This window comes from uncultured Sphaerotilus sp., assembly GCF_963924895.1.
Lineage (GTDB): Bacteria > Pseudomonadota > Gammaproteobacteria > Burkholderiales > Burkholderiaceae_C > Sphaerotilus.
This window is the reverse complement of record NZ_CAWURG010000053.1, coordinates 1-14,785: the sequence shown is the minus strand read 5'-3', so window position 1 is coordinate 14,785 and position 14,785 is coordinate 1. Positions and strand designations below refer to the sequence as shown.

Annotated in this window: 13 protein-coding genes; 5 read left to right on the top strand and 8 right to left on the bottom strand. The window is 68.5% G+C overall.

Features of this window, described 5'->3' with window-relative positions; genetic code table 11:
- Positions 1–91 precede the first annotated feature (91 nt).
- From AABN02_RS19040 to AABN02_RS19025, 4 genes are all read left to right on the top strand, one after another.
- Complete coding sequence (locus AABN02_RS19040) at positions 92–472, top strand: rhodanese-like domain-containing protein (RefSeq protein ID WP_338416493.1); 381 nt, start codon at positions 92–94, stop codon at positions 470–472.
- Between the two features lie 26 nt (positions 473–498).
- On the top strand, positions 499–1,503 hold the full coding sequence (locus tag AABN02_RS19035) for an SLAC1 anion channel family protein (RefSeq protein ID WP_338416492.1): 1,005 nt from the start codon (positions 499–501) through the stop codon (positions 1,501–1,503).
- Between the two features lie 109 nt (positions 1,504–1,612).
- Complete coding sequence (locus AABN02_RS19030) at positions 1,613–2,182, top strand: PaaI family thioesterase (protein WP_338416491.1); 570 nt, start codon at positions 1,613–1,615, stop codon at positions 2,180–2,182.
- A gap of 185 nt (positions 2,183–2,367) precedes the next feature.
- Positions 2,368–4,560: an EAL domain-containing protein gene (locus AABN02_RS19025; protein ID WP_338416490.1), complete on the top strand. Its 2,193-nt coding sequence runs from the start codon at positions 2,368–2,370 to the stop codon at positions 4,558–4,560.
- Positions 4,561–4,585: 25 nt separating this feature from the next.
- Here AABN02_RS19025 and AABN02_RS19020 read toward each other — a convergent pair whose 3' ends face one another.
- From AABN02_RS19020 to AABN02_RS19005, 4 genes are read right to left on the bottom strand one after another with little or no spacing between them, the layout of a single operon-like run.
- On the bottom strand, positions 4,586–6,169 hold the full coding sequence (locus tag AABN02_RS19020; RefSeq protein WP_338416489.1) for a DHA2 family efflux MFS transporter permease subunit: 1,584 nt from the start codon (positions 6,167–6,169) through the stop codon (positions 4,586–4,588).
- A complete protein-coding gene (locus tag AABN02_RS19015; RefSeq protein ID WP_338416488.1) occupies positions 6,166–7,425 on the bottom strand; it encodes an efflux RND transporter periplasmic adaptor subunit in 1,260 nt (419 codons plus the stop codon). The genes AABN02_RS19020 and AABN02_RS19015 overlap by 4 nt, the downstream gene beginning before the upstream one ends.
- 13 nt (positions 7,426–7,438) lie before the next feature.
- Positions 7,439–8,914 carry an efflux transporter outer membrane subunit gene (locus tag AABN02_RS19010; protein ID WP_338416487.1) on the bottom strand — a complete coding sequence of 492 codons (1,476 nt, stop codon included), beginning with the start codon at positions 8,912–8,914 and terminating at the stop codon, positions 7,439–7,441.
- Positions 8,911–9,435: a MarR family transcriptional regulator gene (locus tag AABN02_RS19005; protein ID WP_338416486.1), complete on the bottom strand. Its 525-nt coding sequence runs from the start codon at positions 9,433–9,435 to the stop codon at positions 8,911–8,913. Before AABN02_RS19005 ends, AABN02_RS19010 begins: the two co-directional genes overlap by 4 nt.
- Positions 9,436–9,662: 227 nt before the next feature.
- Between AABN02_RS19005 and AABN02_RS19000 the strand changes: the two genes are divergently transcribed.
- Positions 9,663–10,928, top strand: coding sequence for a nitronate monooxygenase (locus AABN02_RS19000; protein ID WP_338416485.1), 1,266 nt, complete (start codon positions 9,663–9,665; stop codon positions 10,926–10,928).
- A 21-nt stretch (positions 10,929–10,949) separates the two neighbouring features.
- Here the strand turns inward: AABN02_RS19000 and AABN02_RS18995 are convergent, their stop codons facing one another.
- From AABN02_RS18995 to AABN02_RS18980, 4 genes are all read right to left on the bottom strand, one after another.
- Positions 10,950–11,459 (bottom strand): hypothetical protein, encoded by a 510-nt coding sequence (locus tag AABN02_RS18995; RefSeq protein WP_338416484.1) that lies wholly within the window; start codon positions 11,457–11,459, stop codon positions 10,950–10,952.
- Positions 11,452–12,753: an ATP-binding protein gene (locus tag AABN02_RS18990; protein WP_338416483.1), complete on the bottom strand. Its 1,302-nt coding sequence runs from the start codon at positions 12,751–12,753 to the stop codon at positions 11,452–11,454. The genes AABN02_RS18995 and AABN02_RS18990 overlap by 8 nt, the downstream gene beginning before the upstream one ends.
- Positions 12,754–12,819: 66 nt before the next feature.
- Entirely contained in the window at positions 12,820–14,217 is a 1,398-nt protein-coding gene (locus tag AABN02_RS18985) for an L-serine ammonia-lyase (RefSeq protein ID WP_338416482.1), read from the bottom strand.
- An 84-nt stretch (positions 14,218–14,301) separates the two neighbouring features.
- On the bottom strand, positions 14,302–14,785 hold a 484-nt coding region (locus AABN02_RS18980), incomplete at its 5' end, for a transposase (RefSeq protein WP_338416481.1).

Sequence of the window (14,785 nt, the reverse complement as noted above, 5' to 3'; positions counted from 1 at the left end):
CCCGTGCCACGGTAGAGGCCAGCGCACCAAAAGTGTGGTCAATCCACGTGCCGTCATCTACCCTACAGGGCATCAACCCCGGAGTCTGTCCATGAAAACTGCCCACGATCTCGTCACCGCCGCCCGCGCCCGCATCTCGGAAATCGCCCCGGCGGCGGCCAGCACCGCCCTGGTCGCGGCGGATCTGGTGCTCGACGTGCGCGAGCCGGACGAATACGCCGCCGGCCACCTGCCCGGCGCCGTCAACATTCCGCGTGGCCTGCTGGAGTTCAAGCTCTCCGGCAACCCCGCCTACGAGCGGCGCGACCTGCAGATCGTCGTCTACTGCAAGACCGGCGGCCGCGCGGCGCTGGCGGCCTGCGCGCTGCACGAGATGGGCTATGTCTCGGTACAGTCGGTGGCCGGCGGCATCGACGCCTGGATCGCCCAGGGCGGTCAGGTCGCCAAGCCCGCCCCCCTCTCCTTCGACTGATCACGCACGCCGCTGATCACCCCGCCATGGCCTCGACGCAGCCTCCGCTCAAGTTCCTCTCGCCCGCCTGGTTCTCGATCGTGATGGGGCTGTGCGGCCTGTCGCTGGCGTGGCTGCGCGCCGCGCCGCTGATGGGCGAGGTCACCGGCAGCATCGCGGCCGTCTTGGGCGGACTGGCGGCGCTGGTCTTTCTGGCGCTGGCCGCCGCGAGCGCCATGCGGCTGCTGCGCCACCCCGACGCCTGGCGGGACGACCACGCCCACCCGGTGCGCCACACCTTCCTGGCGACGATGCCGGTCTCGCTGATCCTGCTGTCCACGGTCGCGGTCGGCCTGTTCGGGGCGCATCCGGCCGCCAACGCGCTGTGGTGGGCCGGCAGCCTGGGCCAGCTCGGCGTGACGCTGTGGGTGGTCAGCCGCTGGTGGAACGGCAACAAGGCCGGCGGGCTGCAGTGGCAGGTGGTGACCCCCGCGCTGATCATTCCGGTGGTCGGCAACGTGCTGGTGCCGCTGGCGGGGGTCACGCTTGGCCATGCGGAATGGTCGGCGGCGCAGTTCGGCATCGGCGTGCTGTTCTGGCCGCTGGTGCTGGCGCTGCTGCTGGTGCGCATCGCCGTGCAGGGCCTGTGGCCGGACCGGCTGATGCCCTCGGCCTTCATCCTGATCGCGCCGCCGGCAGTGATCGGGCTGTCGGCACTGCAGCTCGGCGCGCCGCCCGTGCTGGGCTGGATGCTCTGGGGCATGGCGCTGTTCAGCTTCCTCTGGGCCGCCACGCTGGCCCGCCGCATCGTCGCGCAGGCGTTCACGATCGCGCACTGGGGGCTGTCCTTCCCGATGGCGGCGCTGGCGGGGCTGACGCTGCAGCTCGCTGCGCCGGGCGGGCTGCTGGCCGTCCTCGGGCCGATGCTGCTGGCGCTGACCTCGCTGGTGGTGTTCGGCCTCGGCATGGGCACCGTGCGCGGCCTGCGCCAGGGCACCCTGCTGGCGCCCGAGCCGGTGGCGATGATCCAGCCGGTCAGCGCGACGACCTGAAGCTCACGGGCGCCCGCAGCCCACTGCGCCCCGGCGCTGACTCCAGCGTGACAGCCGGGCCGTGGCAGCGCATGGTCTGCTGCAGTCCCGAACGTCCAGGACCAGGCACATGACCACCCACCGCACCCAGGAACACCACGACACCGCCGCCACCCTCGCCCGCTGGGAGGCCGACGAGGCCCGCGTGCGCGCCCGCCTCGCCCCGACCGGCCTCGCCCGCCCGGACCAGATCGCCCACCTGGGCGGCCTGGAATGGTTCGAGGCTGTCAGCCGCGGCGAGCTGCCCTCGCTGCCGATCGGCGAGACGATGGACTTCTGGCCGGTCGAGTTCGAACACGGCCGCTTCGTCTGGCAGGGCCGCCCGCACGCCCGCTTCGCCAATCCGATGGGCACCATCCACGGCGGCTGGATCGCCACGCTGCTCGACTCCTGCGTGGCCTGCGCAGTCCACACCACGCTGCCCGCCGGGCGCGGCTACACGACGGCCGAGCTGAAGGTGAGCTACATCCGCGCGCTGACGCCGCAGGTCGGGCTGGTGCGCGCCGAGGGGCGTGTCATCAACGCCGGGCGGCAGGTCGGTTTTGCCGAAGGCCGGCTGGTCGGCGCGGACGGCAAGCTGTATGCCCACGCGACGACCACCTGTGTCGTGCTGGCCGCCAGCCGGGCGACGGGCACCTGAGTCGGCCGCAAACCGGTGCGGAAGGTGGCAAACAAGGTGCGCAGGCCACTGGGCGCGCCCGGAAATTCGTGATCTAGTACCGCCCGGGCAGGGTCCGGAATCCGGTCTTGCCGGCGCCTGCCGATAACGAGGCGCCACGTACATGTCCTCCCCTGGACCCTCTCCCCCGACCGTGCGAGAACTGCATGACCGAAGCACTGGACGACCAATCGCTGCAAACCCTGCGTGCCTGCCTGCAAGCCAGTTCTGCAGCAGAGGGGTCACTGCGCTGGCTGGCCGATCGCCTGCACCGCACCGAGGCCGACCTGCAGGCCCAGAGCGCCCTGCTGCGTACCGTGCTGGACGAAAGCCCGGACTTCATCCTGCTGAAGGACCACGAGGGCCGCTTCCTGCTGGCCAACCAGCCGGTGGCCGCGTTCTATGGCACCACCCCCGAAGCGATCGTGGGTCGCCTCGACCGCGACCTCGGCGTGCCGCCCGAGATGGCCGAGTCGATGCACCAGAACGTGCTGGCCATCATGGCCAGCGGCCAGACCGAGATCGTGCTGGAGGAGTCCCGCAACGCCCGCACCGGCGAGATCAGCCATTTCCGCTCGATCAAGAAGCCCTTCACCGGCCCGGACGGCCTGCCCCGCATCCTCGTGATCGCGCACGACATCACCGACCTGCGCCGCGCGCAGATGCGCGTCGAGGACAGCGAGCGGCGCCTGCTGCACGCCCTGGAGGCCACCGGTGACGCCGTCTGGGACTGGCACCTGCCCAGCGGCCAGCTCACCCTGAACCAGCGCTGGTACACGCTGTTCGGCCACGACCCGTCCGAAGCCAGCGGCACGCTGGACGACTTCTGGCTCTGCGTGCCCGACGAGGAGCGGGGCGACATGCTGCGCGCCCTCGACGACTGCCTGGCGGGTCGTGCCGCCTACCTGCACGAGCACCGCATGCGCCGCAAGGATGGCCGGCTGATCTGGGTGCAGGACCGCGGCCGCGTCGTCGAGCGCGATGCGGATGGTCAGCCCCTGCGCATGGTCGGCAGCGTCGGTGACATCACCCAGCAGAAGCGCGCGCAGGACCTCATCTGGCAGCAGGCCAACTACGACACGCTGACCGGCCTGCCCAACCGCAACATGTTCCTCACGCGGCTGCAGCAGGAGATGTCCTCCAGCGACCGTTCCGGGCAGTCGATGGCGCTGCTGATGCTCGACCTCGACAACTTCAAGGAAGTCAACGACACCCTCGGCCACGCCTGGGGCGACGTGCTGCTGCAGGAGGCCGCGCGCCGGCTGCAGCAGTGCGTGCGCGGCACCGACATCGTCGCGCGGCTCGGCGGTGACGAGTTCACGCTGGTGCTCGGCGGACTGGAGGATCCATCGTCGATCGCCCGGGTGGCGCAGGCCGTGCTGAAAGCGGTGAGCGAGCCCTTCGCGCTGGGTTCGGACCAGGCCTACGTCTCGGGCAGCCTCGGCATCACCCTCTACCCGACCGACGGCGTCCATGACGTCAACGGCCTGCTCAAGAACGCCGACCAGGCGATGTACGCCGCCAAGCAGCAGGGCCGCAACCGCAGCCAGTACTTCACACCCTCGATGCAGCAGGTCGCGCAGGAGCGCATGCGGCTGATCTCCGACCTGCGCCCGGCGCTGGAGAAAAAGCAGTTCCACCTCTGCTACCAGCCCATCGTCGAGCTGACCAGCGGCCGGATCTGCAAGGCCGAGGCGCTGGTGCGCTGGACCCACCCGACACGCGGCGTGGTCAGCCCGGTGGAGTTCATCCCGGTGGCCGAATCGACCGGCATGATCCACGCCCTCGGCAGCTGGGTCTTCCACGAGGCGATGCACCAGACGGCACGCTGGCGCGTCTGGCGGCCACAGTTCCAGGTCAGCGTGAACGTCTCGCCGCTGCAGTTCCAGAACAACCGGATCGACCTGATCGGCTGGCGCGAGCACCTGAGCGCGCTCGGACTGGACGGACACAGTGTCGTGCTGGAGATCACCGAGGGCCTGCTGATGGAAGCCGGCTCGCAGGTGCTCGACCAGATGCTCAAGCTGCGCGACGCCGGCATCCAGGTCGCGCTCGACGACTTCGGCACCGGCTACTCCTCGCTGGCCTACCTGAACCGCTTCGACATCGACTACATCAAGATCGACCGCTCCTTCGTGCGCGACCTGCAGCCGGACTCGCCGGAGCTGGCGCTGTGCGAGGGCATCGTGATGATGGCGCACAAGCTCGGCCTGAAGGTCGTCGCCGAAGGCATCGAGACCCAGGCGCAGCACGACCTGCTGCTGGCCGCCAGCTGCGACTACGGGCAGGGCTACCTCTACGCCCGCCCGGTGCTGGCCGAGGAATTCGACCGGCTGCTGGCCGCCGAAGCGCCGGTCTGACCGGCCTGCCTCGGCGCGTGCCGCTTCAGTGCGCCCCGCCAGCGTCGACCGGCGCGGCCTGGCCCAGCCGCGGCGGCCTGGAGGTGCGCCACACCAGCGGGATCAGCAGCAGGAAGATCCCCGCCGACACCAGGAACACGTCGTCCGCCGCGCGGGTGTAGGCCTGCTGGTTGATCAGCCGCTCGACCTGCGCCAGCGCCTGCTCCAGACTGAAACCGCCGGACTGGATCGAGCGCAACGCCTCGTCGGTCACCGGATCGCCCGCGTTCAGCCGCTCGGCGAGGTGGGCGTGGTGCATCACTGCGCGGTCCTGCCAGATCGTCGTGGCCACCGAGGTGCCCATCGCGCCGGCCGTGATGCGCACGAAGTTCGACAGGCCCGCCGCGGCCGGCACCCGTGAAGGATCCAGCCCCGACAGCGTCAGCGTCGTCAGCGGGATGAAGAAGAAGGACAGCGCCGCGCCCTGGATCAATGTCGGGATGAGGATCGAGACGAAGTCGGTCTGCAGCGTGAAGCGGCTGCGCAGCCACAGCACCAGCGAGAAGCACACGAACGCCCCGGTCGCCATCCAGCGCGGGTCCCACACCGACACCTTCTTGCCCACCAGCGGCGTCAGCAGGATCGCCAGCACGCCCACCGGCGCCATCGCCATGCCCGCCCAGGTGGCGGTGTAGCCGACCCACTGCTGCAGCCACATCGGCAGCAGCACGATGTTGCCGAAGAACAGCCCGTAGGCCACCGACAGCGTCAGCGCGCCATAGAGGAAGTTCGGCCGCGTGAACAGCCGCAGATCGACCACCGGGTGCGCGTCCGTCAGCTCCCAGGCGACGAAGACCGCGAAGCCGAACACCGCCACCACCGCCAGCGCGATGACCATCGGCGAGTGGAACCAGTCCAGCTCATGCCCCTTGTCGAGCATCAGCTGCAGCGCGCCCACCCAGAGCACCAGCAGCGCCAGCCCCACGGTGTCGATCGGCAGCTGTCGGGTCGGCGTCTCGCGGTGGCGGTAGATGCGCCAGGTGATGCCGGCAGCGAGCAGCCCGACGGGCACGTTGATGTAGAAGATCCACGCCCAATGCACGTGGTCGGTGATCCAGCCACCCAGCAGCGGCCCGACCACGGGGGCCACCAGCGTCGTCATGCCCCACAGCGCCAGCGCCGTGCCGGCCTTGGTGCGCGGGTAGCTCGACAGCAGCAGCGTCTGCGACAGCGGGATCATCGGTCCGGCCACCAGCCCCTGCATCACGCGGAACACGATCAGCGCCTCCAGCGACGGCGCGAAGCCGCACAGCCACGACGCCAGCACGAACAGCAGCACGCTCCAGGTGAACAGCTTCACCGCGCCGAAGCGCTGCGTCAGCCAGCCGGTCAGCGGCACCGAGATCGCGTTGGCCACGCCGAAGCTGGTGATGACCCAGGTGCCCTGCGACGGGCTCACGCCCAGATCGCCCGCGATCGCCGGCAGCGAGACGTTGGCGATCGACGAGTCCAGCACGTTCATGAAGGTCGCCAGCGACAGCGCCAGCGTGCCGAGCGCGAGCTGGCCGCCTTCGAGCGGTGGTGGCGGCACGTAGGGGGCCGCACCAGTGGTCGCGGCGGGCGCACTCATGCCGGCTTCCGGGCGGTCGAGACGGCCAGACCGACCCGGCCGAGGTTGGCGGTGATGATGCGCTGCACGTCGGCCTCGGCCTCGCGCTCCAGGCCGTCGTAGACCTCGGTGCGGTCCGGGTGCGCGGTGGCCGCCACGGCGGGCAGCACGGCGCCATCCTGCTTGGCCACGTCCACGGTGACGGCCATCGACAGCCCGACGCGCAGCGGGTGCGCCGCGACCTCGGCCCGGTCCAGCGCGATGCGCACCGGCACGCGCTGCACCACCTTGATCCAGTTGCCAGTGGCGTTCTGCGCCGGCAGCAGCGAGAACGCCGCGCCCGTGCCCGCGCCCAGCCCGGCGATGCGGCCGTGGTAGACCACCTTGTCGCCGTAGACATCGGCCACCAGCTCGGCCGGCTGGCCCAGGCGCAGCGCACGCAGCTGGCCTTCCTTGAAGTTGGCATCGACCCAGGCGCCCTGCAGATCGACCACGGACATCACCGGCGTGCCCGGCTGCACGCGCTGGCCGAGCTGCACGCTGCGGCGGGCGACATGGCCGTCGACCGGCGCCAGCAGCTCGGTGCGCTTGAGCGCGATCCACGCCTCGCGCACCTTGCCGGCGGCGCGCTGCACCTGCGGCTGCGACTCGACGCTGCCGCCATCGGTGAGGATGCCGTTGCTGCGCTGCTGTTCGTGCGCGGTGTCGAGCGCGGATTTCGCAGCCGCCGCCACGCTGCGCGCCGAGGCGAGCTGCGCGGTGACGTGGTTGAACTCCTCGCGGCCGACCGCGCCGCTCTCGACCAGCGGGGCGCGGCGGTTCACGTCGTCCTGCGCGCGGGCCAGGTCGGCCTGGGCGCGCTTGAGGTCGGCCTCGCGCTGGGCAACCTGCGTGCCGAGCGTGTCGTTGCCGGTGTAGATCTGGCGCACTTCGCGCACGGTCTGCGCGAGCTGCGCCTCGGCCTGCTCCAGCGCGAGCTTCGCGTCGGTCGCGTCCAGCCGCAGCAGCACCTGGCCGGCGCGGACGTGGTCGGTGTCGTCGGCCTCGACCGCCTTGACGGTGCCGCCGGCCAGTGCGGTGACCTGCACCACGCGGGCCTGGACGTAGGCGTTGTCGGTGCTCTCGCTGTGGCGGGCATACAGCGCCCACCACGCGCCATACGCACCGCCGGCCAGCACGGCCACGGCGGCGATGGTGGTCAGCGCGCGGCGGCGGGGGTTCGCCGGCTTGGCCGTGTCGGGCGCCTTCGGGGAGATTTCGGTCGCGGGGTTGCTCATGGGGAACTCGTCTTCATCGATTGTTCTGGGCCGTCGCGCGCGGCGCGTCCGGCGGGAGGTTGGCCGCGGTGTAGCCGCCGCCGAGGGCCTGCATCAGCTGCACCCGGGTGTCGAAGGCGCGGGCGCGCAGGTCGACCGCAGCGCGGCGCTGGGCCAGCAGCTGCTGCTCGGCGGTCAGCACGACCAGGTAGTTGCCCAGCCCGGCGCCAAAGCGGCGCTGCGCGGTGTCATGGGCCTGCTCGGCGGACTGCAGCGCACGGGCCTGCTCGGTGCGCTGGGCCTGCACGGCGGCGGTGCTGGTCAGCGCGTCGGCGGCTTCGCGCACCGCGTCGAGCAGCGCGCCGTTGTAGGCCGCGATCGACGCATCCAGATCGGCCGAGCGCGACTGCAGTTGCGCTCGCAGCCGGCCACCATCGAACAGCGGCAGGCGCAGCGCCGGGCCGACACCGGCCTGCCGGCTGTCGAACTGGACCAGCCGGTCCAGCCCGAGCGCGCTCAGCCCGACGAAGGCACTGAGCTGCACATCGGGATAGAACTGCGCCCGCGCCTCGCGCACGCCCTGCGTGGCCGCCTCAACGCGCCAGCGCGCCGCCACGATGTCGGCGCGGCGGCCGAGCAGGTCGGTGCCGATGCGGCCAGTTTCGGGTGCGGGCACCTGCAGCGCGTCCAGCCGCGGCGCCAGCGCATCGAGCGCGGTCGGCGCCTGCGAGGTCAGCGCGGCCAGCGCGTGGCGCACCAGGGTGATCTGCTCGTCGAGCACGAGGCGCTGGGTGCGCGCATCGGGCACCGTGGATTCGGCCTGGCGCAGCTCGACCTGGGTGTCCAGCCCGCCCTTCACGCGACGCTGCACCAGGTCCAGCGTCTGCGTTCGCAGCGCGATGGTGCGGTCGGCCACCTCGCGCTGCGCCAGCAGGCGGGCGAGTGCGAGGTACTGGCGCGTCACGGCGCCGGCCAGGGCTTGCCGGGCGGCGGACAGCTCGGCCTGCAGCGCCTGCTCCTGGCCAACGGCGGCGGCGAGCGCAGCACGGTGGCGGCCGAAGAAGTCCAGCGACCACGTGCCGCCGATCTGCAGATTGCCGGTGTCGCGCACGCTGCCAGCGATCGGCGGCGGCACGAGGCCATTGCCGGTGTAGCGCTGGCGGGTCGCGTCGGCGGACAGGCCGATCTGCGGCTCGTCACTGGCCTGCGCGCCCTGGCTGGCGGCCTGCGCACGCGCGAGCCGCGCCATCGCGGCCTGCACGCTCGGGTGGTCGGCCGTGGCGCGCTCGACCAGCGTGTCGAGCGCCGGGTCGCCGAGCGCCTTCCACCAGCCGTCGCCGGCGGCGAGTGCGCCGGTGTCGGCCACGAGACCGAGCTGCGTCGGCGCCAGCGCGGCCTGCACGGGAATCGGCCGGCCCGGGTTCGCGCACCCGGTCATCACCAGCGCCGCCGCCAGCGCCAGCGCGCCGACGCCGGGCGTCACCATGGTCGTCTTGTTGAAGCGGTTCATGCCGCACCCTCCTGGCGGGCGGTCGCGGCATCCGCGCGCATCGCCTCGCCGTTGGACAGGAGCCGCAGCAGCAGCCCCATCAGTTGTTCGAACTCTTCCACCGAGAAGCCCGTCAGGTGCGTGTTGAGCACCTCTGTCAGCACCGGCGGCACCCGCTCGGCCACCGCCCGCCCCGCGTCGGTGAGCGCCAGGTTCACCACGCGCCGGTCGGTGCAGGAGCGCTCGCGGCGCACCAGTTGCTTCGCCTCCAGCCGGTCGATCAGGCGCGTCACCGCCGCCGGATCGACCTGCAGATCGCGCGCCAGCGTCACCGCCGTCGTCTCGTGGGGGCAGTTGAGCAAGCGGAACAGCGGCAGCCATTGGGCATGGGTCAGGTCCAGTTCGACCAGCCGGCGGTCCGCCTCCTGCAGGATCGAGGTCAGCACCTGGCGCATCAGCAGGCCCAGACTGCGCTCGGGCCGGTAGGTCTCGGCGGTGTAGATCGGCGGGCGTGGCGCCGCTGCGGGATCGGTCGTGTTCATGGGAAGTTATTTTATTGCCCAGTCAATCATTGACTAGGCAATATAAATCGACCCTGTCACCGATGTGGGCTTAATCCGACCCCTGGCGGACCGCGCGCCAGACTGAAGCGGCAAGTCCCTGACAATACGCACCATGCACACGGCGTGGCACAGTCACACTGCACTGGCAGGCTGCGCCTGATGAAGAGGCTTGAGAACTACAGGGGTCCGCCCCGAGGACATACGCGATGAAACGATTGGACGACTTCCGCATGCAGATGGGCCGCCACGAACTGGTGCCCATCATGGTCGGCGGCATGGGCGTGGACATCTCCTCCTCCGACCTGGCGCTGGAAGCGGCGCGCCTGGGCGGTGTCGGCCACATCTCGGACGCGATGATCAAGACGGTCACCGACCGCCGCTACAAGACCAAGTACGTCAAGGCCAAGCAGGCCATGTACAAGCTCAACGTCGAGTCCGAGGACAAGTCCGCGGTCAAGTTCGACCTGGGCCACCTCGCCGAAGCCACGCGCCTGCACGTCGAAAGCACCATGACCCGCAAGCAGGGCAGCGGTCTGGTGTTCATCAACTGCATGGAAAAGCTGACGATGAACGGCCCGAAGGAGACGCTGAAGGTGCGCATGGCCTCCGCGATGGACGCCGGCATCGACGGCATCACGCTCGCCGCCGGCCTGCACCTGGGCTCCTTCGCGCTGATCGAGGACCACCCGCGCTTCCGCGACGTCAAGCTCGGCATCATCGTGTCCAGCCTGCGCGCGCTGCAGTTGTTCCTGAAGAAGAATGCCCGCCTGAACCGCCTGCCCGACTACATCGTGGTCGAGGGCCCACTGGCCGGCGGCCACCTCGGCTTCGGCATGGACTGGGCCGAGTACGACCTCGCCACCATCGTCGCCGAGATCCTGGCGTGGATGAAGGCCGAGCAGCTCGACATCCCCGTGCTGCCTGCCGGCGGCATCTTCACCGGCAGCGACGCGGTGCGTTTCATGGAGATGGGCGCATCCGGCGTGCAGGTGGCGACCCGCTTCACGGTGAGCAAGGAATGCGGCCTGCCCGACGACATCAAGCAGGAATACTTCAAGGCCGACGAGGACGACATCGAGGTCAACCAGATCTCGCCGACCGGCTACCCGATGCGCATGATCAAGTCCAGCCCGGGCATCGGCGACGGCATCCGCCCGAACTGCGAGGCCTACGGCTACCTGCTCGACGCGAACGGCAAGTGCGCCTACATCACGTCCTACAACCGCGAAGTGGCGGCGCATCCGGGCGTCAAGCGCATCTCGGTGATGGACAAGACCTGCCTGTGCACGCAGATGCGCAATTTCGACATCTGGACCTGCGGCCAGCTCACCTGGCGCCTGAAGGACACGACCCACCGCCACGCCGACGGCCGCTACCAGCTGCTCACGGCCGAGCACGTGTTCCAAGACTACCAGTTCAGCACGGACAACCAGGTGCGCCTGCCCGAGGCAGGGCTGATCGTGGCCAATTAACCTTACCCTGCCACGAGGCTGTCAACGCCGACGGCGGGGAACCGGCGGCAAGCGAGCGGGTTGATGCGCCTTGAGGCCCGCATCACCCGTCAGAATTTCGACGTGAAAGCCTGCCAATGCATAGTGCTCCGCGACGTACTTGATGGTTGCATCACCAATGGTCAGCTTTTGCGCCGCCAATTCTGGCCATACTGCGGCCAATGTCAGCAGACTCTCGGATTCCCACAGCCGCCCCTGATCCGTGAAAGCTGCCCAAGGTGACGTCGCTTCTGCCGCACTGCGCAAGTGATCAACCAGCGAATGGGCCAGCTTGAATCGATCACCACTGGACTGGGCAATGTGATTACCGGTTTCAATCAAGGCAGCCAGCGGCAGTACAAATATACTTCCCGCTTGGCGCTCTGTTTCCAGCAACTGATCGATTCGCTCATGCGTCCATCGATCCGTCACAGGTCCGGCTGTTTCTTTCCCTGGAATCTTCAACCAGCAGCACAATACCGAAGTATCCAAAATAAAAACGCGCTTAGACATGCACGGTTTCCTGTTGCTCCGCTGCTGAAAAATCCATCTCCAATTGCAAAGCCTTTTCAATGAGGCCGTTGCTGGACAGTTTTCCAATAGAACCCTGCGCCAGCAGTTTTGGCAGCTTCTTCATGTCTTCCAGCAGCGTCAATTGACTGAGTCCGCTGTGCGGATTTCGGTGTGCCACCGTGATGAACGGCACCATCTCGGCGCCCATTGCATCAAGCAACGCGGGGTTGTGGGTCGTCACCAGCACATCAACTTCCTGTTCTTCACCCACTGTTCGAAGCATGTCCAGCAACATCCGCGCCCGCGACGGATGTAATCCGTTATCGACCTCCTCAATCACCAGCAAACTGTGCCTAGGCCGGGTCAGCAAAGCCGTTAGGATGGCCAGAAAGCGCAGCGTCCCATCCGACATGCCCCGTGCATCTACCGTTGGCGGATCTCCCGAGTCGCTCCATTGCTCCTCGCAATACAGCATCGCATCCGACTTGAATTTTCCAACTGGCTCAGCATATACCCGGCGAATATCTTTTTCCGGCAGCTTCCGTGCATACCGGGTCAAAACAGATTCGATGGACGCCTGTTTTTCTTGGGGAAGCGCCGCGATCACGCCCGCGATATTCCGCGCATCGGAATCGAGTCGCTCATTCAGTGGCGAATAGCCACGCATGTGCGACGGAATCGGGTCGAGGATGAAAATATCCCTGAGTGCAGCAACCACCACACCGACACCATCTTGTATTTCCTGGCGCAGCTTCTGACCGACCAGATGCGTCAACACAGACTGCACACGACTCACCTGACGAGGGCTTCCCTGCTTTTCGTTGTACAGACGAGCGGTCACTGTGGGCGAGGCGATCTCGCAGGGGTCGGTGCGAAACAACTTGATCTGCCCGAGCACAGAATCCCGTTTGCGCAGACCGTTCCGATCCAATCGGTAACGAACCCGCGTGAGTTGTTCAGAGAGCACCTCGCAGCGGCTGTCGCTGAGCGTGCATTCCAGCCGGTACTGATAATCCGTCTGCTCGTCCGCGCGGCAGGTCACACCCACAGCGAACGAGGTATTGGGCCGCCGCGCCGCCCACTCCACACCGCCACGCAACGCAGGCAGCACGCCGTCACCTTGCAACGCCGCCGTGAGTGCGGTGCCGTGAGCGATTCGGTTCAGAAAGGCAAATGCGTCCAGCGCATTCGATTTGCCACTGGCGTTGGTGCCGATGAGCACCGTCAGCGCATCAATGCTCACCCGCGCCTGTTCGTAGCTTTTCCAGTTTTCCAGCAGAAGTTCGGTCAGCATGGTGGGGCATCCACAAAGAGGGAAGTCAATCCAGCATCGTAGCGCCCGGAATACAGATTCTCAGGCTCAGCACGCCACGATGTTGACCGCCAGCCCCCCGCGGGCGGTCTCCTTGTACTTGGTCAGCATGTCCGCCCCGGTCTCGCGCATGGTCTTGATGACCTTGTCGAGGCTGACGTGGTGGGTGCCGTCGCCGTAGAGGGCCATGCGCGCGGCGTTGATCGCCTTGACCGAGGCGATGGCGTTGCGCTCGATGCAGGGGATCTGCACCAGCCCGCCCACCGGGTCGCAGGTCAGGCCCAGGTGGTGCTCCATGCCGATCTCGGCGGCGTTCTCGACCTGCGCGGGCGTGCCCCCCATCACCGCGCACAACCCCGCCGCCGCCATCGAACACGCGACACCGACTTCCCCCTGGCAGCCCACCTCGGCGCCGCTGATGCTGGCGTTTTCCTTGTAGAGCAGCCCGATCGCTGCCGCGGTCAGCAGGAAGTCGATGACACCGCGCTCGTCCGCCCCCGGCACGAAGCGGACGTAGTAGTGCAGCACCGCGGGAATGATCCCGGCCGCGCCATTGGTCGGCGCCGTGACGACCCGCCCGCCGGCGGCGTTTTCCTCGTTCACCGCCAGCGCGTACAGGTTCACCCAGTCGAGCACGACCAGCGGATCGGCCGCCTTGGCCCCTCGCGCGTCCAGCGCCGTCAGCGCCCGCGACAGCGCCGCCGCCCGCCGCCGCACCTTGAAGCCGCCCGGCAGCGTGCCCTCGGTGCGGCAGCCGCGCTCCACGCAGGCCTGCATCACCGCCCAGATGCGCAGCAGGCCGGCATCGGTCTCGGCGTCGGTGCGCCAGTGGCGCTCGTTGCGGCGCATCACCTCGGCGATGCTGCAACCGTGCGCCTTTGTCAGCGCCAGCAGGTCGGCACCGCTGTGGAAAGGCAGCGGCAGCACGCTGGTGTCGGGTGCGATCACCTTCTGGCGCTGGCCGTCCGCAGCAACCTGCTCGCTGATGACAAAGCCACCGCCCACCGAGTAGTACACCCGCTCGGCCAGCACCGCCCCAGCCGTGTCGAAGGCCGAGAAGCGCATCCCGTTGGCGTGCAGCGGCAGGCTCTCGCGGCGGTGGAAGACCACGTCGCGGGCCTCGTCCAGCGCGATGGGGTGGGTGCCGTCGAGCAGCACGCAGTGGCGCTGGCGCAGGTCGTCCAGCAGCGCCGAGATCAGGTCCACGTCCACCGTGTCCGGCTCATGCCCGCCGAGGCCGAGCAGCACGGCGGTGTCGCTGCCATGGCCCTTGCCAGTGGCGCCCAGCGAGCCGTAGAGATCGACCCGGACCCGCTCAGTGCGGTCCAGCAACTCGGCGTGCAGCAGCCCCTGCGTGAACAGCCGCGCGGCACGCATCGGCCCGACCGTGTGGGAGCTGGACGGCCCGATGCCGATCTTGAACAGGTCGAAAACACAGACAGCCATGGCCGGCTCCTGTTATCCCCGCCGCCTGTGGATAACGTTGTTCACAAGCGGTGCGGAGTGTTCGCAATTGACATCCTCCCCGCCCTAAAGGACGGGGATTCCTCCTGCGAGACGCGCATGCCCGCGCGCGGCGATGTTCTTGGCTGCGTTCACGTCGCGGTGGTGTTCCGCGCCGCATTCGCAGCAAGTCCATCGCCTTATTCCAAGCCCTGTCCTACCTTTCGGACTGCTCGCGGGAATGACCCCGCAGCTCGAACACGTCTGGGTTGTGTAGGCTTCATTCACCTCTTCAAAGACGATGCCGGCCCCATGGCTCTTGTATTCCAGCATCGTCTTCAACATCGACCATCCGGCGTCCAGCGTGGACTTCGCCATCCGGGTCTTGACCATCGATTTCGCCTGCACGTTGCCGACGAAGATCGCCGCATTGCGCTCGACCAGCCCGGTGCTGAACTTGTGCATCGCGTCCTTGCGCGTGTTGGCGATCTTGGCGTGGATTGCGCGGACCCGGCCTTTCTTGCGCGCCCGCTGGGCGATCCCCAGCGCGCCCTCGTGCTTGCGGTACAGG

Coding starts and splice junctions, on each gene's coding strand:
- AABN02_RS19040 (WP_338416493.1), top strand. CDS start 92: ATGAAAACTGCCCACGATCTCGTCACCGCCGCCCGCGCCCGCATCTCG.
- AABN02_RS19035 (WP_338416492.1), top strand. CDS start 499: ATGGCCTCGACGCAGCCTCCGCTCAAGTTCCTCTCGCCCGCCTGGTTC.
- AABN02_RS19030 (WP_338416491.1), top strand. CDS start 1,613: ATGACCACCCACCGCACCCAGGAACACCACGACACCGCCGCCACCCTC.
- AABN02_RS19025 (WP_338416490.1), top strand. CDS start 2,368: ATGACCGAAGCACTGGACGACCAATCGCTGCAAACCCTGCGTGCCTGC.
- AABN02_RS19020 (WP_338416489.1), bottom strand. CDS start 6,169: ATGAGTGCGCCCGCCGCGACCACTGGTGCGGCCCCCTACGTGCCGCCA.
- AABN02_RS19015 (WP_338416488.1), bottom strand. CDS start 7,425: ATGAGCAACCCCGCGACCGAAATCTCCCCGAAGGCGCCCGACACGGCC.
- AABN02_RS19010 (WP_338416487.1), bottom strand. CDS start 8,914: ATGAACCGCTTCAACAAGACGACCATGGTGACGCCCGGCGTCGGCGCG.
- AABN02_RS19005 (WP_338416486.1), bottom strand. CDS start 9,435: ATGAACACGACCGATCCCGCAGCGGCGCCACGCCCGCCGATCTACACC.
- AABN02_RS19000 (WP_338416485.1), top strand. CDS start 9,663: ATGAAACGATTGGACGACTTCCGCATGCAGATGGGCCGCCACGAACTG.
- AABN02_RS18995 (WP_338416484.1), bottom strand. CDS start 11,459: ATGTCTAAGCGCGTTTTTATTTTGGATACTTCGGTATTGTGCTGCTGG.
- AABN02_RS18990 (WP_338416483.1), bottom strand. CDS start 12,753: ATGCTGACCGAACTTCTGCTGGAAAACTGGAAAAGCTACGAACAGGCG.
- AABN02_RS18985 (WP_338416482.1), bottom strand. CDS start 14,217: ATGGCTGTCTGTGTTTTCGACCTGTTCAAGATCGGCATCGGGCCGTCC.